The organism is Burkholderia sp. F1, assembly GCF_050813845.1.
GTDB lineage: Bacteria > Pseudomonadota > Gammaproteobacteria > Burkholderiales > Burkholderiaceae > Burkholderia > Burkholderia ubonensis.
In genome coordinates this window covers 2,797,906-2,819,062 of record NZ_CP172422.1, presented here as the reverse complement: position 1 = coordinate 2,819,062, position 21,157 = coordinate 2,797,906, and the positions used below count along the sequence as shown (strand labels likewise).

Genomic DNA, 21,157 nt, shown 5'->3' with positions numbered 1-21,157 from the left:
GCGGCGACCTGTCGTTTTCCCGGATGAATCGCACCGTTTCCGCGGCGCAAACGATTCATGTCAATTGCCACCCCCGGCGCTCCGGCGCAGACGCTAAAGAACCGTGCTTCCCGTGTCGTAAACGGGAGCACGGGGAACGGCAGCCATGATCACGCATGAAGCGTGACGCGCAGCCGAAAACACAGTAAGCGCAGCAGGGGAACATCGTGAATCGTCAACAGTCGTGGACACGCACAGCGGCGCCCGGCGAAGTCATCTATTCGGAAGGTTTCGGGGGAGAGGCGGTCATCTATCTGATCGCGGAGGGCAAGGTCGAGCTGTCGACCCGTTGCGACGAGAAGAAGGTCGTCGTCGCGACGCTCGGAAGGGGCGAGTTCTTCGGCGAGAGCGCGTTGCTCGCGGCCGAGCCGCGCGGCAACACCGCGAAGGCGCTCACGTTCTGTCAGCTCACCGTCGTGCCGGCGGAGGTGCTGGACGAGGAAGTCGGGCGCGTGTCGGCGCTGCTTCGCCATATCGTGCGCACGATGATTCGCCGCGTGAAGCGCAAGGACGACCAGCTCGCGACCTACACGCACGCGGATTTCATGCCCGGCGTGCTGTCCTATGCGCACGTGCTCTCGCTGATGGCGGGCGGGGAGCGCCGCGGCGGCGACGACGCGTGGGCGCGCCGGCCGATGCAGGCGTATGCCGAGCAGGCGTCGGTGCCGCTCGTCGACGTGATCAGGAAATGCCGCGCGATCGCCGGGCATTCGCGTCCGCACGTGATGGCGATGCTCAAGCGCATGGAGAAGCTCAATCTCGTCACGATCGAGGCCGCGCAGGCGGAGCAGCTGAGCGGCGGGGCCGCCGATTACGCGGCGTCCGCCGACGCGCGCCAGGTCGTGACGTTCGACGCCGCCCGCATAACCGACCGCGCGCAGCAGGTCGCGGATCACGAGCTCGACCTGTCGATCAGCAGCGAGCTCGAGCTGATCGAGCTCGCCGATCTCGAATCGCTGATCGGCGTCGAGAAGAAGCTGTTGCTCAACAAGCTCTCTCACGGCGAGATCGCGGACGAAGTGTTCGCGTTCCGCAAGTCGAAGGTGCTCAATTACGTCGAGCAGAAGGGCGTCGCGTACTTTACGCGGCGCAACGTCCGGCGCGGCGGCGAGCTCAACGCGCTGGAGGATCTGGCGTGGGTCGACCAGCGCACGCTGTTCGAGGTCGTCAGCGCATTCGATACGTACGACCTCGCGAAGCTGCTCGCGAGTGCGGACGATCAGGCGGTGGTCGACCGGCTGTTCTCGGTGATGACCGAGACGCGCCGCAACGAGGTGTCGTGGGTCATGCGTCGCGACATCAAGATCGATCCGGTCGAAGTCGGCGATATCGAACAGCGCCTGCTGGATGCCGTGCGCGCGCTCAAGGCGCCGGCCGCCGTCGCGGCGAACCTTCCCGATCAGGCGGCGTGAGCGCGGGCCGGAGAGAGACATGGATCTGTTGACGCTGTTCGGCGTGGTGTTCGGTGGCGCGGCCATCGTGTTCGGTTTTTCGCTCGAGGGCGGGCATTTCGCGACGCTGTTCCAGCTCGAGGCGTTCGTCATCGTGCTCGGCGGCACGCTCGGCGCGGTGATGATCCAGAACACGTGGGCGCGCTTCCTCGATGCGGTGAGGCAGTTGCGGCTTGCGTTCGTGCAGGCGCGGCAGGTCGATCGGCAGAGCCTGGCGGATCTGCTGGAGTGGGGCGACCGCGCGAAGCTGAACGGCCTGCTCGCGTTCGAATCGATGGACGTCAGCGGGATCCATCCGTTTGCGCGGCGCGGGCTCGAACTGCTGGCGAACGGGGTGTCGACCGCGGTACTCGAAGACGCGTTGCAGCGCGAGCTCGATGCCTACGAGCGCAGCCACATGGCGGCGGCGCGCGTCTGGCAGCAGGCGGGCGGCTATGCGCCGACGTTCGGCATCCTCGGCTCGGTGATGGGGTTGATCCAGGTGACGAGCCATATTCTCGAGCCCGCGCAACTCGGGCCGGGGATCGCGGTGGCGTTCGTCGCGACGCTGTACGGGCTGGCGCTCGCGAACCTCGTGTTCCTGCCGCTGTACGGCAAGCTGCGTGCGCAGGTGGACAGCGAGCTGCGGTTTCGCAAGCTCTATCTCGACGGGCTGCTGGCGATCTCGCGCAAGGAGTCGCCGCATACGATCGAGACGCGCCTGACCGGCGATATTCGCGGCCGCGCCGCCGAATCGCTCGCGTGACGAACACGGATTCCAGCCTATGTACACGCAATCCGGCGGCAAGCGCCTCGCGGCCGACGCCGCCGATCACGACGGGGACGGCGGCGAAGGCGCGCAGTCCGGCCGCTGGCTGATCTCCTATGCGGATCTCGTCACCACGCTGATGGTGCTGTTTCTCGCGCTGTATGTGCTGCAGCTCGCGAAGTACAACGCGCTCGACGTGCGGTTTCAGGCGCTGGCGCAGCAGGCGGCCGGGAAGACGAATGCGTTCGCGCACGCCCATGCCGCGGGCGACGCGCAGCGCGATGCCGCGCAGGCGTGGTCCGCGCTGCTGAACTCGCTGAAGGAGCAGGGGCAGGTGACGGTCGTGAATGCCGCACACGGCGTTGAAATCGGCATCAACGCGAAGATCCTGTTCAACGTCGGCGACGCGCGGCTGCTGCCGGATGCGTCAGGCGTGCTGGCGCGGATCGCGGGCGTGCTGAAGACCCATCCGGCGACCAACATCCTCGTCGAAGGCCATACGGACAGCGTGCCGATCTCGACCGCGAAGTATGAATCCAACTGGGAATTGTCGTCGGCGCGGGCGGGGGCCGTCGTGCGGTATCTGGTCGAGCGGGGCGTCGAACCGCATCGGCTCGCCGCGATCGGCCGCGCGGACAACCTGCCGCTGGTGGCCGGGGACGACGCGGCGGCGCGGGCGATGAATCGGCGGGTGACGATTCTCGTGCAGTATTGAGAACGCGCATTCGGCGTTCCGGCGTGTTGGGAAAAGGGGCTTGTGCCGGGCGATAACTCATTCTTTTGCGCGGAGAGGTGTCACGCGAGTCCTCCGGATGATGACGCTCGCCACTGCAGGAGCGCAGAAGATGGGCCATGGCGTGGCCCGGGGTCTCCATTTCCGGAGTCCGTGACAGTCCGGATTACACCCGCGGCGGAATGCGCCGCCACGTCACCACGACGACCACCAGAAACGCGACATAGGCAATCGCAAACATCCAGCCCGGCAGGTCGTAAAACATCAGGGCGCTCACCCAGTGCTGCAGGAAGCCCTGCTGGCCGGCCTGCCCGGTGCGCAGCCAGTCCTCCATGACGGTGAGCGGGCAGGGCACGTTGAGCGCCGCCAGCGCCGCGACGATGCCGATGGCCGCGAGATGCGCGATCCGGAACGTGCGGTTGCGCACCCATGCGCGCCTGAATCCGGCGCCCACCCAGATCGCGGCCAGCCCGCCGACGATGAACAGCACGAGCATGGCGTGCAACACCAGAACCGCATTGGCCAGCCAGATCATGATGTCCTTGGCGGGGAGGGGCGATGGAAGCCGATGATGGCGCTCATGTTCCGGCGCGTCGTGCGACGCCAGCCGCACGTGCAGCGCGCCATCCGGCCGGCCGGCGTATGCTTGATCGGCGGCGCAACAGCATCCATGCCGAAATTTCGCACAGGGTAGCGGAAAAGAGTGGAGCGGATTGCGAATTCGCCGGCGGATGACGGATGGATCGGGCTCAATGCGATGAAACTCGCCGGAATCGTGCTGCGTCTCGCCGTCGTGTGTCTGATCGTCTTCGCAGGAGTCGTGCTGATGCAGGATCGCCTGATCTATTTTCCGGAAAAAGCCGCCATCGACGACGTCGTATCCGACGGACTGCGCGCGTGGCCGTCGGCAGAGGCATTTCGCGGACTGGTGGCCGAGCCGGCGGCAGCCGTGCGCGGCACGGTCGTCGTCTTTCACGGCAACGCCGGGCATGCCGGGCACCGTTCGTACTACGCCGCCGCGCTTACCCGAATGGGATGGCGCGTGATCCTCGCCGAATATCCGGGCTACGGGCCGCGCGACGGCACGCCACGCGAAGAGACGCTGGTCGCCGACGCGCGGCAGACGATCGTGCTCGCGCATCGCCGCTACGGTTCACCGCTGCTGGTCGTCGGCGAGTCGCTCGGGGCCGGCGTCGTTGCGTCGGCGGGCGCGCGCGAACGCGACTGCATCGCCGGCCTGATGCTCATCACGCCGTGGGATACGCTCGAGCACGTCGCGGCGCATCATTATCCGTGGGTGCCCGTGAAGTGGCTGCTGCACGACCGGTATGACAGCGTCGCCCATCTGGCGTCGTTCGGCCGTCCCGTCGTGGTCGTGGTGGCGGAGCGCGACAGCATCGTTCCCGCGCGTTTCGGCGAGGCGCTCTACGACGCGCTCGCCGATCCGAAGCAACTGATCGTCGTGAAGTCGGCCGAGCATAACGACTGGATCGGCCTGGTCGACGATACGTGGTGGCGAGACGCGATGGGCTTGCTGATCGCGCCGTCGCATTGAACGATGACGTCCCGATCCAGCCCGCCCAAAGGGCGACGCCTCTACATCCTCGACGCGAAGGACACGCCGGTCGAAGTGTTCGACCACGACGCGTGGTCGCGCTGGATGTCCGAGAACGAGCTGGTGTTCCGGCGCACCGTGCTGGACGAATCCGGGGTGACGATCACGACCCGCTTCCGCGGGGTATCGGATGCGACGAGTGGAGAGGCACTGCTGTTCGTGACGCGCGTCGCCGGCATGGAAGACGCACAGGACAATCAGGGCTATGCTGCAAGTACGCTCGACGATGCGCTGGAGCAGCATGAGCGCCTGTTGCAGGGTATTTTCCGGAAACTGACCGGGCGGTGAGCGTCGTCGCGATCGGCCTGCATGATCGCGCGGCATTCAATGCATGGCAGTGCGCCTTCAGTCTCCACCGGCATCGACCGCACGTGACCGATACCGCAGCAGATGATCGGTGCCCGACTCCGACAGCCAGACCTCTCCCGGACGCCCCATCATCTGCCGCACGTTCGCATGCGCGCGCGGCAGCGTCAGGACGTCGAACCGTTCGGCGCGCGGGTCGAAGCGCACGAGCGCGTTGGCGCTCCATTCGCTGAGCCAGACGATGTCCTGGTCGTCGACGAAGATCGCGTACGCATGCGGATCGCGGCCGGGCAGCCGCCATTCGCGCCAGCGATGCGTTGCCGGGTCGAACCGGCCGACCTTGCCGGCATGCCACTCGCTGACCCACACGCGCCCCTTCGAGTCCGACCAGACGCGGCGTGCGCCCTGATTCGGCGTCGGCGGCTCGATGACCTGCGCGGCGCCGCTGGCGGGATCGATGCGGCCGAGATAGCTGCCGGCCAGCGACGCGAAGTACAGGCTGCCGTCGGGCGTCACGCAGATGCCGTAGGGGCCGCGCCCGCGCGGCGCATCGAAGACGCGCATGTTGGCGCTCGCCGGGTCGAGCTCGCCGTACACGCCGCTCTGCCCGGTAAACCACAGATGCCCGCGCTTGTCGAAGACCGCGGTGTTCAGATTGGCGTCCGCCCGATCCTTCGGCAACGGAAAGCGCGTGACGGCGAGGGTCTTCGGATCGACGCGCACGATTGCGTTCTGGCCGCCGTCGGTGATCCATGCGGCGCGATCGGGGCCGACGATCACGCCGTGCGGCGCCGAGCCGTCGCCGAGCGGCACCCAGTCGGTCTTGCCGACGCGCGGATCCAGCCGTCCGAGCGAGCCTTGCGCCTGCGCGGTGAACCAGACGCTGCCGTCGGGCGCCGGGGCGACGTCGTGCGGTGCGCTGCCGGCGGGAACGGCGAACGAGTCGAACGACGTCGGCTGCGCGTGCGAGGAACCCACGGCAAGCACGGCGCTTGCCAACGCGGCGACGAAACACGACGCGAGCCGCGATGCGGGAATGAGATTCATCGCAGCCGCGAGGCTTCCCTGTGCGATTTCCAGCATGTCCGCCTCCATGGGCTGCGATGCGTTTCAACGCGCGTAGACGGCTTCATCGCGGAACTTGTTACGGTTTCCGAATGAATGAGCGAAAACGATCGAAGCGTTTCAGTCGGAAAATGTTCCGTGACGCCCGTCACCCGCGCTGAAGCGCGCGGCGCCGGCCACGCCCTCCGCAAACACGATCGGCGCGCCCCGGGCGCCCTCCCGACGCAGCGCGTCCGCCAGCGGCAGATCCCATTGATCGTACGCGGAGCGCCGGTCCGCGAGCAGGCACTGGCGCGGGAATTGAGCGATCTGCCGCGCGAGGCGCGTCGCATGCGCAAGCCCTTCGCCCTTCGGCGCAACATAGTTGGCGAGCCCCATGCTCATGGCTTCCGATGCGTCGACGGGGCGTCCGGTCAGGATCATGTCCATCGCATGTCCCATGCCGACGATGCGGGGCAACCTGACCGTCCCGCCGTCGATCAGCGGCACGCCCCAGCGCCGGCAGAACACGCCGAACACGGCATCCTCGTCGACGACGCGGATATCGGCCAGCAGCGCGAGCTCCAGCCCGCCCGCGACCGCGTAGCCGGATACGGCCGCGATCAGCGGCTTCGACAAGGCCATGCGGGTCGGGCCCATCGGGCCGGGGCCGTCTCCCGCGCCGTCGACCCGGTTGCGCAACGCGGGATCGCCGGCCGCCTTCAGGTCGGCGCCGGCACAGAAGTTGCCGCCGGCGCCCGTCAGGATCGCGACCCCGAGTGCGTCGTCGGCCTCGAACCGTTCAAACGCTTCGCTGAGTTGCCGGGCGGTCGGGCCGTCGACGGCGTTGCGCCGCTCCGGCCGGTTGAGGGTGATCGTGCAGACTGCGCCATCCGTCGCGTAAATAACGTCGTCCATTGTTTCCCCCAGGAAAGCAGGCTTGCGCGCATCACAGTGGCGGCGTGCCTGCTGACATCGAGCGAGATCCATGTGCGCTTCATTGTGACGTAACGGCGGGCGCCATGCTCGACATGGCGTGTCGATCGGGCCTCTTGCGTCAGCGTCGCTGCCGAGGGTAAACACCGGCTGCGCCGCACGAGACGAAATCGTTCGATGGAGTGTAGTGATGCGCCCGGCATCGGGGCATCACGGATGCGTCCGGAAATCGGTTGTCGACGACAGCGGCGCAGGTTGGCGCCGGACGCCGTTTCCGGTTCGTGGGCGCCTCGCTTGGTCATCGGGAGTGCAACCATGCGCGGATTTCGTCGAAGCTGGCTCGCTTTGGGCCTGAGTGCCGTTGCGCTGTTTTTCGCCTGCGGCCCGTCATATGGACAGCAGATCGTCAGGATCGGCGTGTCCAGCCCGCTCACCGGGGTCAGCGCCGCCAACGGCAAGGACCTCGAGAACGGCGTCCGGCTGGCTGTCGAAGAAGCGAATGCGCAGCACATCAAGCTTGGCGGGCAGGACGTTCGTTTCGAGCTCGATTCGGTCGACGACCAGGGCGACCCGCGCATCGGCGTCCAGGTCGCGCAGAAGCTGGTCGACGACGGCGTCGCCGCGGTCGTCGGGTACTACAACTCCGGGGTCGCGCTGCCGTCCGCGCCGATCTTCGCGAAGGCCGGCATCCCGCTGATCGACCCGGCGGCGACCAATCCGGCCATCACCCGCCAGGGCCTGAAGACGGTGTTCCGCATCATTGCGACCGACGCGCAGAATTCCGGCGTGGCCGGCACCTACGCGGTAACCGTCACGAAGGCGCAGCGCATTGCGGTGATGGACGACCGGACCGCGTTCGGCCAGGGGGCTGTCGAAGAGTTCAAGAAGGCCGTTGCGGCCGCCGGCGGGAAGATCGTCGCGGCCGAATTCACGAACGACAAGGCCGTCGAGTTCAACGCGCAGCTCACCAGCATCAAGGCGGCGAACGCGGACCTGCTGTACTTCGGCGGGCTGGACAACCAGGCGGCGCTCATCACCAAGCGGATGCGGCAGCTCGGGATGCGTGTCCAGTTCGTCGGCAGCGGCGGCATCGCGGACAGCATCTTCATCAACGTGGCAGGCCCGGCGGCCGAAGGCGCGATGGCGTGGGAATACGGGCGGCCGATCGACACGCTGCCGCAAGGCAAGGCGTTCGCGCGCAAGTTCAGGAACCGCTTCGGCATGGACATGCTCACGTACGCCCCGTTCGCATACGACTGCGTAGGGGTGGTCGTCCATGCGATGCAGCAGGCGAATTCGGCGAAGCCGGCTGACTACCTGCCGGCGCTGCGTGCGATCCGCTACGAAGGCATCACGGGGAAAATCGCGTTCGACGCCAACGGCGATCTCGAGCACCCGACGTCGACGCTCTATCAGGTGAAGGGCGGACGGTGGGCGCCGGTGACGACGATCGGCGCCGAGTGACGTCTCCCCGGTTTTGATGCGTGCAGACCCGGCGCATAATGACCGGATGCCGGCGCTCGGCAGGAGAAGGGTGGCATGCACTGCGCAAACTGCGGATTCGAGAACCTCGCCGGGGCCAGATTCTGCGAAGCGTGCGGCGCCGGACTGTCGCGCGTGTGTCCGCGCTGCGGCCACGACGCGAGCCTTTCCGCCCGCTTCTGCAATGCGTGCGGCGCGTCGCTGGGCGATGCACACGATGTGCGCGACGCGCCGTCGCCGCGCCCGGGGCCGGAAGCCGTGCCGTCTCCGGCGCCGGTCCATTACACGCCGCACCATCTTGCGGAGCGCATCCGCGCCGAACAGGCGGCGATGGAAGCGCGCGGCGAAACCGCCGGCGAGCGCAAGACCGTCACCGCGCTGTTCGCGGACATGGCCGGCTCCACCGCGCTGATCCACGACCTCGATCCGGAAGAAGCGCATCGGCTGATCGAGCCGGTCGTCGCGCTGATGATGGAAGCCGTCCACTACTACGAAGGCTACGTCGCGAAATCGCTCGGCGACGGCATCCTCGCGCTGTTCGGCGCGCCGATCGCCCACGAGGATCATCCGCAGCGCGCGCTGTTCGCGGCATTGCGCATGCAGCAGGCGATGCGCAGCCACGGCGACCGGATTCGTCTGGAGAGCGGCATTCCGCTGCAGATTCGCGTCGGCGTGCATACCGGCGAAGTGGTCGTGCGCTCGATCCGCACCGACGACCTGCATGCCGATTACGATCCGGTCGGGCACACGATCAACATCGCGTCGCGCATGGAGGGCATCGCGACGCCGTCGTCGATCCTCGTCAGCGAGTCGACCCACAAGCTGGCCGAAGGCTATTTCGAGTTCAAGGCGCTGGGCGCCACCCGGGTCAAGGGCGTTCCGGAGCCGCTGCCGGTGTACGAGGTGCTGGGTCTCGGCGCGCTGCGCACGCGGCTGCAGCTGGCCGCGCACCGGGGCCTCGCCCGGTTCGTCGGCCGCGAGGCCGAGCTGGCGCACCTGAACCGGTCGCTGGACGAGGTCAGGGCGGGCCGCGGGCAGATCGTCGGCGTGCGTGGCGAGGCCGGCGTCGGGAAGTCGCGGCTGTTCCACGAGTTCAAGGAGCGCACGCGGCGCGGCTGCCTGCTGCTCGAGACTTTCTCGGTGTCGCACGGCAAGGCCTTCGCGTATCTGCCGCTGATCGAGCTGCTGAAGAACTATTTCCAGATCACCGCGCAGGACGACGAGCGGCGCTGCCGCGAGAAGGTGATGGGCAAGGTGCTGACGCTCGAGCGCAGCTTCGAGGATCTCGTGCCCTATCTGCTCTACCTGCTCGGCATCGGCGAGCCCGGCGCGGCGCTGGCGGAGATGGATCCGCGCATCCGCCGCGAGCGCACCTTCGACGCGATCACGCAGCTGCTGGCGCGCGAGAGCCGCGACCAGCCGGTCGAGCTGCTGTTCGAGGATCTGCAATGGCTGGACCGCGAGACGGAAGCATTCCTCGCGCACCTGAGCGAACGCGTGCCGGCTACCCGCATCCTGCTGCTCGTGAACTACCGGCCGGAGTACCAGCCGGTCTGGACGCACGCGGCCCATGGCAGCCAGCTGCGGCTGGAGCCGCTGGGCTCGACCGAGGCCCGGGGGCTGCTCGCGGCGCTGCTCGGCGACGATTCCACCCTCGCGCCGCTGGAGCAGCTGATCCTGGAGAAGACGGAGGGCAATCCGTTCTTCATGGAAGAGGTCGTGCAGACGCTCGCCGAGGAGCAATCGCTGCTCGGCGACCCAGGCCGCTACCGGCTCGGACGGACCCCGGCCGCGCTGCACATTCCGACCACCGTGCAGGGCGTGCTGGCCGCGCGCATCGACCGGCTCCCGGTCGCGGAGAAGGAGTTGCTGCAAACGCTCGCGGTGATCGGCAAGGAATTTCCGTACAGCCTGATCCGGCGCATTTGCGACGGGCGGGTCGCCTATGCCGACGACGCGCTGCGCGAACTGCTCGCCCATCTCGCAGCGGCGGAATTCATCTACGAGCGGCCGGCGTTTCCGGAGGTCGAGTATTCGTTCAAGCACGCGCTGACGCAGGAAGTCGCCGGCCATTCGCTGCTCACGCAGCGGCGCAGCGCATTGCACGAGCGCACCGCGCAGGCGATCGAGGCGCTGTTTCCGACCCGCATCGCGGACTATTGCAGCGAGCTCGCGCATCACTACAGCCTGAGCGGCAACATCCCGAAGGCCGTCGAGTATCTGCACCAGGCCGCGCAACAGGCGCTGCGCCACGCCGCCCATCCGGATGCGATGCATCACCTCGGCGCGGCGCTGGAGCTGCTCGAGCGCCTGCCCGACACGCCGGCGCGCGCGCGTCGGGAACTGACCTTGCTGCTCGCGCTGGGGCCGGCCCTGATGGACGTGCGCGGCTACGGCGCGCCGGAGGTGGCCGCGACCTATACGCGCGCGCTGGCGTTGTGCGAGCAGACCGGCGACACGTCGCAGCGCTTCGCGGCGCAACTCGGACTGCGGATCCACTACCTGACGCGCGCGGAGTACGCGACCGCGCGCGAGCTGGGCAGGCAGATGCTCGACGTGGCGCGGCAGGCGGCGGATCCGGGCCTGCTGATGGAGGCGCATGGCGCACTGGGCGCGTGCCTGTTCCTGCAGGGGAATCTGGACACCGCTCGCACCCATCAGGAACAGGCGCTGGCGATCTACGATCCCGAGCAGCACCAGGCCCATGTGTTCGCGCACGGCGTGGACCCCGGCATCCGCGCGCTGAACTTCCTGACGCTGACCTTGTGGCTGCAGGGCTACCCGGACAAGGCGCTCAAGCGCAGCCTCGAGGCGCTCGCCCTCGCGCAGAAGCTCGCATACGGCCCGACCCTCGCGTTCACGCTCGCTTACGCGGCCGAACTGCACCAGTTGCGGCGCGAGTCGTCGCTGGCCCGCGAACATGCGGAAGCCGTCATCGCGCTCGCGACCGAGCACGGCTTGCCGTACTGGCTCGCATGGGGAACGATTTTCCGGGGCTGGTCGCTGACCGAACGGGACAGCCTGCAGGCGGGGATCGCGCAGATGAGCGAGGGCCTCGCCGCCGACCGCGCCGCGGGCGGCGAGGATCAGCGCTCGTACTTCATGGCCCTGCTTGCCGACAGCCACCGGCGCGCCGGCGACCGGGAAACCGGCCTGCGGTTGCTCGACGACGCGCTGGCGATCGTGGAGCGGGCCGGGGAGCGCTGCTTCGAGGCGGAGCTGCATCGGCTCAAGGGGGGCATGTTGCTCGGCGAGCCGAGCGGCGGCGACGGCGCCAAGGTGCCCAACGACGCGGCCGAAGCCTGTTTCCGCCACGCGATCGCCGTGGCGAGCGAGCAGGGCGCGCGCTCGCTGGCATTGCGCGCCGCGTCGAGCCTGGCTCGCTTGTGGCAGTGCGAGGGCCGGATCGACGAGGCCCGGCAAGTGCTGTCAGACGTCTACGGCGAGTTCACGGAGGGGTTCGACACCGCCGACTTGCGAGAGGCCAAGGCATTGCTGGAGGCGCTCGCGTCCGCTCAAGCGAACCGGTGACGCCGCGCGCCGGCTTCTCCCGCTGTCGCGGAATTCATTCGGCGCTGCTGTCCCCCCGGTTCCTGTGCTGCGCCGCCAGCCGCTCCTGCTGGGCGGACGGCACGGGATCGTAGTGGCTCAGCTGGATGCTGTAGCTGCCATGCCCGCCCGCCAGCGCATTCAGGCGCGACTGGTACTCGTTGAGTTCGGCGAGCGGCACCTTCCCCGCGATGACCATCGCATTTCCGCCGACGGTGCGCGTGCCGTGCACCTGCCCGCGCCGCGCGGACAGGTCGCCGATGATGTCGCCCATCGCCGCTTCCGGCGTCATCACCTCGATGTCGACGATCGGCTCCAGCACCATCGGCTGCGCTTTCAGCACCGCGTCGACGAAGGCCTTGCGCCCGGCGGTGACGAACGCCACTTCCTTCGAGTCGACCGGATGGCTCTTGCCGTCGAACACGGTGACGCGCACGTCCTGCATCGGGAAGCCGGCCAGCGGCCCGCTGTCGATCACCTGCAGGATGCCTTTCTCCACCGCGGGAATGAACTGCGAAGGAATGGCGCCGCCCTTGACGACGTCGACGAACTCGAACCCGGCGCCGCGCGGCAACGGCTCCACGCGCAGCATGACTTCGCCGAACTGGCCGGCGCCGCCGGTCTGCTTCTTGTGGCGGTAGTGGCCTTCCGCCTTGCCGCCGATGGTTTCCCGCCACGCGATGGTCGGCGGCCGCGTCACGACTTCCAGCTTGTACTGGTCGGTGAGGCGCTCCAGCATGAAGCGCAGGTGCAGCTCGCCGAGCCCGCGCACGACGGTCTCGTTGGCGCCGACGGGGTGCCCGATCAGCAGGCACGGGTCTTCGGCCGCGAGCTTCTGCAGCACCTCCCACAGACGCTGTTCATTGCCGCGGCGCGCCGGCTCGATCGCGAGGCCGTAGATCGGCGTGGGGAAATCGAGCGGCGTGAGGTGCACGTTGCCGTCTTCGGGGGCGTCGTGCAGCACGTCGTCGAAGCCGATGTCGTCGGCTTTCGTCACCGCGCAGATATTGCCGGGGCCCGCCCGCAGCACATCCGTGTGCTCCTTGCCGTGCAGCATCAGCAGCCGCGCGACCTTGAACGGCTGGCGCCCGTTGCCGATGTAGAGCTGGCTGTCGCGCGCGACCGTGCCTTGGTGGATGCGGAACACAGCCATCTTGCCGATGTAGGGATCCATCACGATCTTGAACACGTGCGCGAGCACGTGCTTGTCGGCGACGGGCTCCGCATGCACGGTTTTCAGCTGTCCGTCGATTTCGCGATAGAACAGCGGCGGATTGCCTTCGGTGACGTTGGGCAGCAGGCGCACGAACACGTCGAGCAACTGCGCGATGCCCGCGCCGGTGGCCGCCGACGTGAAGCAGACCGGCACCAGATGGCCCTCGCGCAATGCGCGCTCGAACGGCTCGTGCAGCTGTTCCGGGCGGATCGCTTCGCCCTGTTCCAGATACAGCTCCATCAACGCGGGATCCAGTTCGATCACCTGATCGACGAGCGCGTTGTGCGCCGCTTCCACCGAATGAAAATCGGCCGCGCCCGCGGGGTTGAAGAAGCAGTCCACCACTTCGCTGCCGCCCTGCGCGGGCAGGTTGATGGGCAGGCAGGTCTTGCCGAACAGCTCCTGGATCTCCGCCAGCAGCGCCGGCAGGTCGACCTTCTCTCCATCGATGCCGTTCACCACGATCATCCGGCAGAGCTTGCGCTGCTGCGCGTACGCCATCATCCGGCGGGTGGTCATTTCGATGCCGGTGCGGGCGTTGATCACGATGGCCGCCGTCTCGACGGCCGGCAGCGCGCTGATCGACAGGCCGGCGAAGTCGGGATAGCCCGGCGTATCGAGCAGGTAGATGCGGGTGTCCTGATAGTGGAGCTGGGCGACGGCGGAACTGAGCGAGTGGTGGTATTTGCGTTCGAGCGGGTCGAAATCGCACAGGGCGGTGCCGTTGTTCACGTTGCCGGGCGCATGAAGCGAGCCGCCCTGGTGCAGCAGCGCCTCGGCAAGCGATGTCTTTCCGCATCCGGCATGCCCGACCAGAGCGACGGTGCGGATGGCTTCGGGAGAGTAGTCCATGACCGCAATCGTCCAGTAGTGGATGTGCGGCCATTATTCGCGAAAATCGGGTGGTCTGCCAGTTGCGGCAAGCGAGCAGGCGGGCGGCGCGATGTCGGGTCGGCGTTCGCTGCGGCGCAATATTCCGATGGATTCGAAGATGATTCGGACCACGGATCAGTAATCCGGAGGCCATGCCGTTGCGCGCCGCGGCACGGATCGCGCGCGTTATCGCACCGCAGCGCCGATGGATGTGTGCTAGCTTGAAAGCGTCGATCGTTCATCGATCGTTCCGCAAGGAGGGACGCGAGATGTCAGTCATTGCTCCAGACGAAAGGGCCGATTTCGTCGCCGTCTTGCACCGTCATCACCTCGTCGAGTCCGACTTCACGATTCAGGAAACCGGTGCGCCGGAGATCGTGGACGAGGTCTATCCGTTGCAGGGTTACGTTACGGTCGTTTGCTGCTCGACGCACAAGGAGAAGGGATACAGGATCGGGCACGGCACGGCGTGGACCGCGGAATTCGACAGGGACCTGACGCGGGGCGCATTTGGGTGAGTCTGGGTGAGTCGAGCCGCCGGGGCGCGATCCGGGCGCTGGCGGAGCGTACTTGCGCACGCCGCCGGTGTCAGGTCAGACGAGATCGACCTGGCGCCGGCGGCGCTGCGTCGGGAAAGTGACGAGGTCCGCGCCCGGGCCGTCGGGGCGGCTTTATCCGCGCTTACCCGGAACGCAGCACGTCGAGCGACGCTTGTTCCGAATGCGTTCCGCGAAGCGGGTCGCCCGATGGCTCAGTTCGTAAAATGCCAGCATGCTGGCCAGCATCGCGAAGGCGACGCCGCTTGCGTCCCAACGCAGGCCGAGACTGGACGCCGTTGCCTGGGTCGCGGCCATGCCGGTGGTCATGGCGAGCAACATCGCTGCACTCTCGATTCCGATCCGGGCCAGGGCCTTGGCGGCAACGCGCACCTTGTCGACGCGAATCATGTTGAGGCGGCCTGCGTGGTGCAGGAGCACCACCGCCAGCATCGCGGACGTCGACACCGGGAACCAGCGCAGATGCATCGTCAGCGTATTCGACATGACGCCGGCATCAAGCGCCCCGCCGCACACATTGAGGATCGTATCGATGGGCGTGCGCATCGCATCGAGTGTCAACCCGACGCAGACGGCGGCAATACACCAGCGCATCGACCGGCGCGCGCACCGGCCGGACGGTCCGCTTCCGGACATATATCCCGCGATGGCGCAGGCAATCGCGCCGCCGACACTCCAGATCCAGCTGGAATATGAATCATGTAACCGGGTCGGCAAGTCGCAGGCGGCGTATCCAAGGAGTGCGAACGACATCACGCCGCGCAGCCGCGCAGACAGTGAAACGCCGGCGATTCGCCCGACCCGGTCTGCCGGTGGCGCAGTCGGAGGCATCATGGCCGTTCACGCGGGATCGTTCAGAACCGCATGCCAGGAGCACACGACGCCGGCCGGCGAGACGCCGCCGTTGCCGCTCGCATGCGGTGCGGCGCGCACGATCGAGCCGGTCAGCGCCGGACGCTGGTCGACGTCGTTCGGCCACGGCGCACTCAGGTATCCGACGTAGTCGTATACCCATTCCTCGCCGCTGACGATGCCCTGCCCCTGGAAGCGCGCGGTCCAGGGATCGCCATGGCTGATCGAGCCGCTGAGCTGCAGCTGCCATCCCGGTCCGAATATGCGTCCCCTGAGAATGCCCATCGGCGCCGGCTCGAGCTCGATATTGGCGCGGCCGAATTCGAGGTCATTGAATGGCGTCGCCAGGTCGGGATCGTTCGGCAGGCTGCGATAGGTCCACATGCCGACCAGACTGCCGGTTTCAGGTGCGTAGCTCATGCCGGTCTCTCCCGGTCACATCCACTGCATTGACATCTGCCGATGAACCGGCGCCGCGCAGATGGCGCCGGTTCATCACGTGGCGCGGCTAGCGGACCTCGACCCGGAACCGCTGCTGACCCGGTTTGGGCGCTGCGGCAGCGAAGGATTGTCCTTGGCCGAATACGTCGTCACGGGTATGGACTTCGACCTCGTAGCGGGCATCCTTCAGCGACGCTTCCTTGAAATGGTGCAGCGGGAAGAACGCTTTCACTTCGAGATGGGTCTGGCAGTTGGCGCAGTACTGGACGCTCCAGCGGCTCAGGACCGCCTCCGTGCCGAGGAGGAGCCGCTTGCCGTCCAGAACGACGAAGGCGGCCACGAGGAAGGACCCGCGGATCGGCGCGCGGTTGATCCCGGATACGCGAAGGACCTTGCTGCTGTTGCCGGCCGGCACGGCCGCGTCTAGCTGGGGCTTCGGCAGGTCTTCCAGCGAGCCAGGGCCGTAGGTGTAGCCCAGTTGCTCCTCGATGTTGACGCAGTCGAGCGACGTGTAGGCGCGTTGCTTGCCGTTTTCGCTTTTCTTGAACGGATCGAGCGGCGATTCGAGCGTCAGCCACGAGTTGGGCACCGTTCCCGGCGTCGGCCCCTGGGCGGGAGTCACGGAGTTGGTTCCGGGATATTCGGCGATGACGTCGAGGCGCTGGGTGAAGCCGTGACGCTTCTGCCACAGCCAGAACACGCGGTCCACGAAGCAATGGTGGAAATAGAAGATCGGGTCGAGGCCCGCCGTATCGTTTTCGCCCATGTCGCCGTTCGCGCCCTTGATCGGCGAGGCATCATAGGCGTTCGGACCGGTGGGTACATCGAAACCGCCGACGGCAAGGTGAATTGCGTTGTGCGGTTTTTCGAGCGGAACGAGCTGCGCGGTCCCGTCGGGACGATCGTCGTTCCACTGTGTCGCGGACGTGGTATTGGAGAATACCGTGTAGTTGGGGGCATCCAGGCACGCCTCGTATTGGCCCTTCACGTTGTCCGAAATCAACTCGCCGTTCACGATGATGGCGGACGTGAGCCAGTTCACGACGTTCCGGTTGAGCAGTTCTACGTTTTCCTGATAGTTGGGGAATTGGGCGTTGTGTTTCTCGGTGGCGGCCCGGTCTTTTGGGGAGCCGACCAGCCCCGACAACGGATAGCGAACCGTTTCGTAGCCGAGGGGCTTGGTGTAGTTGGGTTCGTCGCCGTTGATGTTGTCGGTGATGCTCTTGTTGAAAACGAAGGAACGCAGCGGGTTGGGAATCGTTTGTCCGTCGAGCTCGACATCCTTCTTGGTCAGCGCCCACGGAACGCCGTGCTTGATCGACTCCTCGCTGGTTTCGTCCCAGTAGGGCAGCATGACTTGTTCGCAGCCCGGGATGCTCTGCAAAGCCTCTTCCAGCTTCAGCAGGTAAACGCGATGCCAGGTCGGGAACAGCACATTGCCGTGATTGCAATAGCCGCCCCAGTAAGAGGATGATCCCCAGCCTGCGCCCCGGAAAGGTTCGCCGTGGAAGCCGCCGATCAGGAAGAAAGCGTGCGGATCGTCGGGCGGGAGTTCCTTGATGCCTTTCCACGCGCGCATCAGATCCTCGAGCGGCTTCTTGTTGCCGTTCAAGTACTCGGCCTGCAGCGATTCGATCGACGGGCGAACCCGGACTCCATTTGCGCTATTCATGACACGGCCTCTCTCTTTTGTAAGCAGCGTTGCGGGTTGACTGCCAGGGTTTGAACGCGAGCGGACAATCGGAGCTCTCGTCCAATCAGATTCGTTTTGTCTCGATGTGGGCAGGCATTTGGAAATTCGTCATCCGGCAGGGCATAGGCAGGCCCCGGCGGTCTTCCTGCCACCTCCAGGAGCAATGCGGACATGTGCGACGGCGCCGCGCGCCCTCGGGAAAAAGGCGCGACGCATTCGAATCTCGGGAAAGGCCGCGGCGGATTGGCAGCAATTCGCCACGCGCAATTACAGTGGTAAAGTCTCCGTCATATCCCCGTAGCGTCTAATCATGATTTTGATATGAGTAAATAAAGCAAATCGGATTTGTTTTCGCAAGAAAAATATGGGTCTTGCGGTGCGGGGGAATTGCAAGTTGAAGTGATGCGCAGATTGCCGGATTTATCGAAATGATCGTTTTGATTGATGGCGCGGCGGTAACTGCGCGAGTGCATCGAGACGTTTTCGATGATCTCGTGATGGATGGCGAGTAGAAGCGGACGGAAAACGAGATGACGGCACTACGCATCCTCACATGCAAGCGAACGCATACGGGCGATCCCGACTGCCTCGGGAACTCTGGCATCAACGATTGCATGGGGGGGCGCAATCGTCGCTTTGATGCTGTGATTGGCGTCGGCGGCGTAGGGCCCGAGCCGAGGAGTTGGGGAATCGGCGCAACAGCGAATGGACACGGTGCGGTGTTTCCCAAAGTAACGATGACCGTCAAGGACGGGTGGGCGACGTTCGCCCGCGATGGCGTCGAGGTGTGGAACTGCAGCGCGCGCTACGCCGCCGTGCACTTCAACGTGCAACCCACATAGGAAGATCGTGTAGAGCCCGGCACAAGGAACAGGGCAAAATATCGTCCGTCCCCCCGTCGAAGAAGGGGGACGGCCCTTCAGTACCAGATTCCAGCTCCCAATGTTTATCCATCACGTGTCTGAAGCACTTCCAACTAATCGGTGCGCCGAGTTACTTGAGTACGCGCGCCAGCGGGCTTTCGAGGCGGCGCCTGTCAACTTCTATGGCGAGATGCAACGCCGGGAGTCCGTGCGGAACAACGATCGGCTCGAGTGGGACAATCCGGAACTCGCGACACAGCTTGAAGCCCATCTTTTCAAAGCAATGGGAGATGACTTTCCTCGTCTGCTGGACGGGATGCGCTATGTGGCGACGGGCGGCCATTTTCGCATTTACCGCTATCGGGCGGGGCAGTATTTCAAGGCCCATCGGGACGGGTCGTACCAGGACGGGCAGAACGAAAGTCGTGTCACCGCGCTCTTCTATCTCAAAGACGCCGATGGAGGGGAAACGGTACTGATGCCCTATGGCCCGCGTGAGCAGTGGGCCTATCGGCCGATTGCGCCACGCGCGGGGGATGCGCTCCTTTTCGAACATCGCGTATGGCACGAAGGTCGGTCAGTCAATTCGGGCGAGAAGTATGTGCTGCGCACGGACCTTTTTTACACCGAGTAAGCAGGTTGATTGCTTGCCGGTCGCGTCGATGAACAAGTCGCTCGGCTGACCGGCGGCGTTTCTTGTAGCCATTTGGCCAGTGACTGCCTGGCTACGCGTCGATCGTTGTCGGCCGTTTGTAATGCCGGTGGCGCGATCCGGCGCCCAATTGGACGGGGAGCGCGGGTCACGCAAAGATTGGCGCGGACACCTCGACATCCGCGCGCGGATCGGCGACGATTGCGCAAACAACATCCAGACGTTACGCACATGACCGTCGATCACCAACCGATCTGGATGCCCGTCGCGATGAGAGAACGCGGCGTGCGTCGGTTCCCCGCGGGCGAGACGAATCCCCGCATCGTCGAGTACAACAACCAGACGAACCTCGTCGGCTATGACGACAAGATTTCGTGGTGCTCGTCGTTCCTGAACTGGTGCATGGCGCACGCGGGCTTGCGCGGCACCGGCTCCGCGCTCGCGCGCTCGTGGCTCGAATGGGGCAGGGCGCTGGAGCGGCCGGTCTACGGCTGCGTTGCCGTGCTGACGCGCGACGATCCGGCGAGCTGGAAAGGGCACGTCGGGTTCTATCTGCGTCACGACGACGAAAACGTCTACCTGTTCGGCGGCAACCAGCTCGAAGAAGTGCGCGAGCTTGCGTATCCGCTCGACACCGTGATCGGCTACCGGTGGCCCGCGTAGCGGGTGTTCAGGTCGCCACCGTCACGCGCGCCCGGATCCCAATGAAAATGACCAAGGAGAGAGCAGTGCAGAGCGGCAACCTTCGTCTTTACGTCGACGCGCAATACACGAGCCCCTACGCGATGTCGGTCTACGTCGCGCTTCAGGAAAAATCCCTGCCTTTCGAACTGGTCACGGTCGACCTCGGCAACCGCGCGCACTTCGCGCCGGACTACGCGGCGACGTCGCTGACGCAGCGCGTGCCGACGCTCTTGCACGACGACTTCGCGTTGTCGGAATCGTCGGCGATCACCGAGTATCTGGACGAAGCGTTTCCCGCGCCGCGCGTGTATCCGGCCGATCTCCGCCAGCGCGCGCGGGCGCGGCAGGTGCAGGCGTGGCTGCGCAGCGACCTGATGCCGATCCGGACCGAGCGCTCGACCGAAGTGCTGTTCTATCGTCCGTCGAGCGAGCCGCTGTCGAATCTGGCGCAGGCCGCCGCGCAGAAGCTGTTCGCGGCCGCCGACAAGCTGCTCGCGCCGGGCGCCGCGAACCTGTTCGGCGACTGGTGCATCGCGGACGTCGACCTCGCACTGATGCTGAACCGCCTCGTGATGAACGGCGATCCGGTGCCGCAGCGCCTGGCGGACTATGCGCGCGCCCAGTGGGAGCCCCCTTCGGTGCAGCGCTGGGTGAAGCTGAAGCGTCCGCCGCTGTAATCCGGACGCGCGTCAGGGGGCTACGCGCCGGCATTCGTCACGCACGCGCATGTGTGTCGGATTTCGTCGTGCTAGAGTGAGCCGGCCACCTTCCTCGTCCCCCAGCGTTTCCAATCGACATGAGCTACCTTCCTCAACTCGCCGCCGTCGGCGGCGTGATGCTGCTGGCATGCGTCAGCCCAGGCCCCGACCTGATCGCGGTCACGTCCCATGCGCTCGGCAATCGCCGCGCCGGCGTGCAGGCCGCGATGGGCATCGCGACGTCGCATGCGGTCTGGGCCGCGATGGCGATCTTCGGGCTCGGCCTGATCGTCGCGAAATTCGCGTGGCTGTACGACGCGATCCGCCTCGCGGGCGCCGCGTACCTGCTGTATCTCGGCGCGAAGACGCTCATCGGGTTGCGCCGGCCCGCGCAGCCGGCCGATCCGGCGGTCGCGACGGTGCGCAACGGGGCGCATGCATATCGGAAAGGGCTGCTGGTCGGCCTGACCAATCCGAAGGCCGCGGCGTTCTTCGGCAGCCTGTTCGTGACGATCCTGCCTGCGCATGCGCCCGCCTGGGTGCACGGCGCGACGCTGGCGATCGTCCCGGCCGTGTCGGTTGCCTGGTTCTGCACGATGGCCGTGGTGTTCTCGACGAGCCGCGTGCAGACGGGCTACGTGAAGCTGCGCAAGCCGATCGACGCGGTGATGGGCACCGTGCTCGTCGGCCTCGGCGCGAAGCTCGCGCTGGATCGCTGACCGGCC

20 protein-coding genes are annotated in these 21,157 nt (G+C 66.3%); 13 read left to right on the top strand and 7 right to left on the bottom strand.

Translation table 11 applies throughout. From position 1 onward, the window contains the following. Nucleotides 1-206: 206 nt before the first annotated feature. The 3 genes from ACFIMZ_RS31115 to ACFIMZ_RS31105 are packed head-to-tail and all read left to right on the top strand — an operon-like array spanning nucleotide 207 to nucleotide 2,953. Complete coding sequence (locus tag ACFIMZ_RS31115; RefSeq protein WP_431823280.1) at nucleotides 207-1,451, top strand: cyclic nucleotide-binding domain-containing protein; 1,245 nt, start codon at nucleotides 207-209, stop codon at nucleotides 1,449-1,451. A 19-nt stretch (nucleotides 1,452-1,470) separates the two neighbouring features. Next, the gene (locus ACFIMZ_RS31110) at nucleotides 1,471-2,235 is read left to right on the top strand and encodes a flagellar motor protein (RefSeq protein WP_431823279.1); all 765 of its coding nucleotides are present in this window, start codon (nucleotides 1,471-1,473) and stop codon (nucleotides 2,233-2,235) included. A gap of 19 nt (nucleotides 2,236-2,254) precedes the next feature. Continuing rightward, nucleotides 2,255-2,953: an OmpA/MotB family protein gene (locus ACFIMZ_RS31105; protein WP_431823278.1), complete on the top strand. Its 699-nt coding sequence runs from the start codon at nucleotides 2,255-2,257 to the stop codon at nucleotides 2,951-2,953. Between the two features lie 184 nt (nucleotides 2,954-3,137). Here ACFIMZ_RS31105 and ACFIMZ_RS31100 read toward each other — a convergent pair whose 3' ends face one another. Further along, nucleotides 3,138-3,506, bottom strand: coding sequence for a DUF2784 domain-containing protein (locus ACFIMZ_RS31100; RefSeq protein ID WP_431823277.1), 369 nt, complete (start codon nucleotides 3,504-3,506; stop codon nucleotides 3,138-3,140). Nucleotides 3,507-3,728: 222 nt separating this feature from the next. Between ACFIMZ_RS31100 and ACFIMZ_RS31095 the strand changes: the two genes are divergently transcribed. Then, nucleotides 3,729-4,526: an alpha/beta hydrolase gene (locus tag ACFIMZ_RS31095; protein ID WP_431823276.1), complete on the top strand. Its 798-nt coding sequence runs from the start codon at nucleotides 3,729-3,731 to the stop codon at nucleotides 4,524-4,526. A gap of 3 nt (nucleotides 4,527-4,529) precedes the next feature. Next, nucleotides 4,530-4,874: a hypothetical protein gene (locus tag ACFIMZ_RS31090; RefSeq protein WP_431823275.1), complete on the top strand. Its 345-nt coding sequence runs from the start codon at nucleotides 4,530-4,532 to the stop codon at nucleotides 4,872-4,874. A 57-nt stretch (nucleotides 4,875-4,931) separates the two neighbouring features. Here ACFIMZ_RS31090 and ACFIMZ_RS31085 read toward each other — a convergent pair whose 3' ends face one another. Further along, nucleotides 4,932-5,939 carry a Vgb family protein gene (locus ACFIMZ_RS31085; RefSeq protein WP_431825409.1) on the bottom strand — a complete coding sequence of 336 codons (1,008 nt, stop codon included), beginning with the start codon at nucleotides 5,937-5,939 and terminating at the stop codon, nucleotides 4,932-4,934. A 138-nt stretch (nucleotides 5,940-6,077) separates the two neighbouring features. After that, nucleotides 6,078-6,854 (bottom strand): crotonase/enoyl-CoA hydratase family protein, encoded by a 777-nt coding sequence (locus tag ACFIMZ_RS31080; RefSeq protein WP_431823274.1) that lies wholly within the window; start codon nucleotides 6,852-6,854, stop codon nucleotides 6,078-6,080. 333 nt (nucleotides 6,855-7,187) lie between these two features. On the opposite strand from ACFIMZ_RS31080, the gene ACFIMZ_RS31075 reads away from it, so the two are divergent. Together ACFIMZ_RS31075 and ACFIMZ_RS31070 are read left to right on the top strand one after the other, a co-directional pair. After that, entirely contained in the window at nucleotides 7,188-8,336 is a 1,149-nt protein-coding gene (locus ACFIMZ_RS31075) for a branched-chain amino acid ABC transporter substrate-binding protein (protein WP_431823273.1), read from the top strand. A gap of 75 nt (nucleotides 8,337-8,411) precedes the next feature. Continuing rightward, entirely contained in the window at nucleotides 8,412-11,885 is a 3,474-nt protein-coding gene (locus tag ACFIMZ_RS31070) for an adenylate/guanylate cyclase domain-containing protein (protein ID WP_431823272.1), read from the top strand. Between the two features lie 34 nt (nucleotides 11,886-11,919). Here the strand turns inward: ACFIMZ_RS31070 and fusA are convergent, their stop codons facing one another. Continuing rightward, nucleotides 11,920-13,971, bottom strand: a complete 2,052-nt coding sequence (gene fusA, locus ACFIMZ_RS31065) for an elongation factor G (RefSeq protein ID WP_431823271.1) — start codon at nucleotides 13,969-13,971, stop codon at nucleotides 11,920-11,922. A 290-nt stretch (nucleotides 13,972-14,261) separates the two neighbouring features. Between fusA and ACFIMZ_RS31060 the strand changes: the two genes are divergently transcribed. Beyond that, nucleotides 14,262-14,510, top strand: coding sequence for a hypothetical protein (locus ACFIMZ_RS31060; protein ID WP_431825408.1), 249 nt, complete (start codon nucleotides 14,262-14,264; stop codon nucleotides 14,508-14,510). A gap of 153 nt (nucleotides 14,511-14,663) precedes the next feature. Here ACFIMZ_RS31060 and ACFIMZ_RS31055 read toward each other — a convergent pair whose 3' ends face one another. From ACFIMZ_RS31055 to ACFIMZ_RS31045, 3 genes are all read right to left on the bottom strand, one after another. After that, the gene (locus ACFIMZ_RS31055) at nucleotides 14,664-15,383 is read right to left on the bottom strand and encodes a hypothetical protein (RefSeq protein ID WP_431823270.1); all 720 of its coding nucleotides are present in this window, start codon (nucleotides 15,381-15,383) and stop codon (nucleotides 14,664-14,666) included. Between the two features lie 6 nt (nucleotides 15,384-15,389). Beyond that, entirely contained in the window at nucleotides 15,390-15,821 is a 432-nt protein-coding gene (locus ACFIMZ_RS31050) for a hypothetical protein (protein ID WP_431823269.1), read from the bottom strand. An 88-nt stretch (nucleotides 15,822-15,909) separates the two neighbouring features. Next, entirely contained in the window at nucleotides 15,910-17,514 is a 1,605-nt protein-coding gene (locus ACFIMZ_RS31045; RefSeq protein ID WP_431823268.1) for a tyrosinase family protein, read from the bottom strand. Nucleotides 17,515-18,254: 740 nt separating this feature from the next. On the opposite strand from ACFIMZ_RS31045, the gene ACFIMZ_RS31040 reads away from it, so the two are divergent. The 5 genes from ACFIMZ_RS31040 (at nucleotide 18,255) to ACFIMZ_RS31020 (ending at nucleotide 21,151) form a co-directional block, all read left to right on the top strand. Next, entirely contained in the window at nucleotides 18,255-18,377 is a 123-nt protein-coding gene (locus ACFIMZ_RS31040) for a hypothetical protein (RefSeq protein ID WP_431823267.1), read from the top strand. Between the two features lie 100 nt (nucleotides 18,378-18,477). After that, complete coding sequence (locus ACFIMZ_RS31035; protein ID WP_431823266.1) at nucleotides 18,478-19,032, top strand: 2OG-Fe(II) oxygenase; 555 nt, start codon at nucleotides 18,478-18,480, stop codon at nucleotides 19,030-19,032. 249 nt (nucleotides 19,033-19,281) lie between these two features. Next, nucleotides 19,282-19,713: a TIGR02594 family protein gene (locus ACFIMZ_RS31030; RefSeq protein WP_431823265.1), complete on the top strand. Its 432-nt coding sequence runs from the start codon at nucleotides 19,282-19,284 to the stop codon at nucleotides 19,711-19,713. Between the two features lie 65 nt (nucleotides 19,714-19,778). Beyond that, on the top strand, nucleotides 19,779-20,411 hold the full coding sequence (gene yfcF / locus ACFIMZ_RS31025) for a glutathione transferase (RefSeq protein WP_431825407.1): 633 nt from the start codon (nucleotides 19,779-19,781) through the stop codon (nucleotides 20,409-20,411). A gap of 119 nt (nucleotides 20,412-20,530) precedes the next feature. Continuing rightward, nucleotides 20,531-21,151: a LysE family translocator gene (locus ACFIMZ_RS31020; RefSeq protein ID WP_431823264.1), complete on the top strand. Its 621-nt coding sequence runs from the start codon at nucleotides 20,531-20,533 to the stop codon at nucleotides 21,149-21,151. The last annotated feature ends 6 nt before the right edge of the window (nucleotides 21,152-21,157 follow it).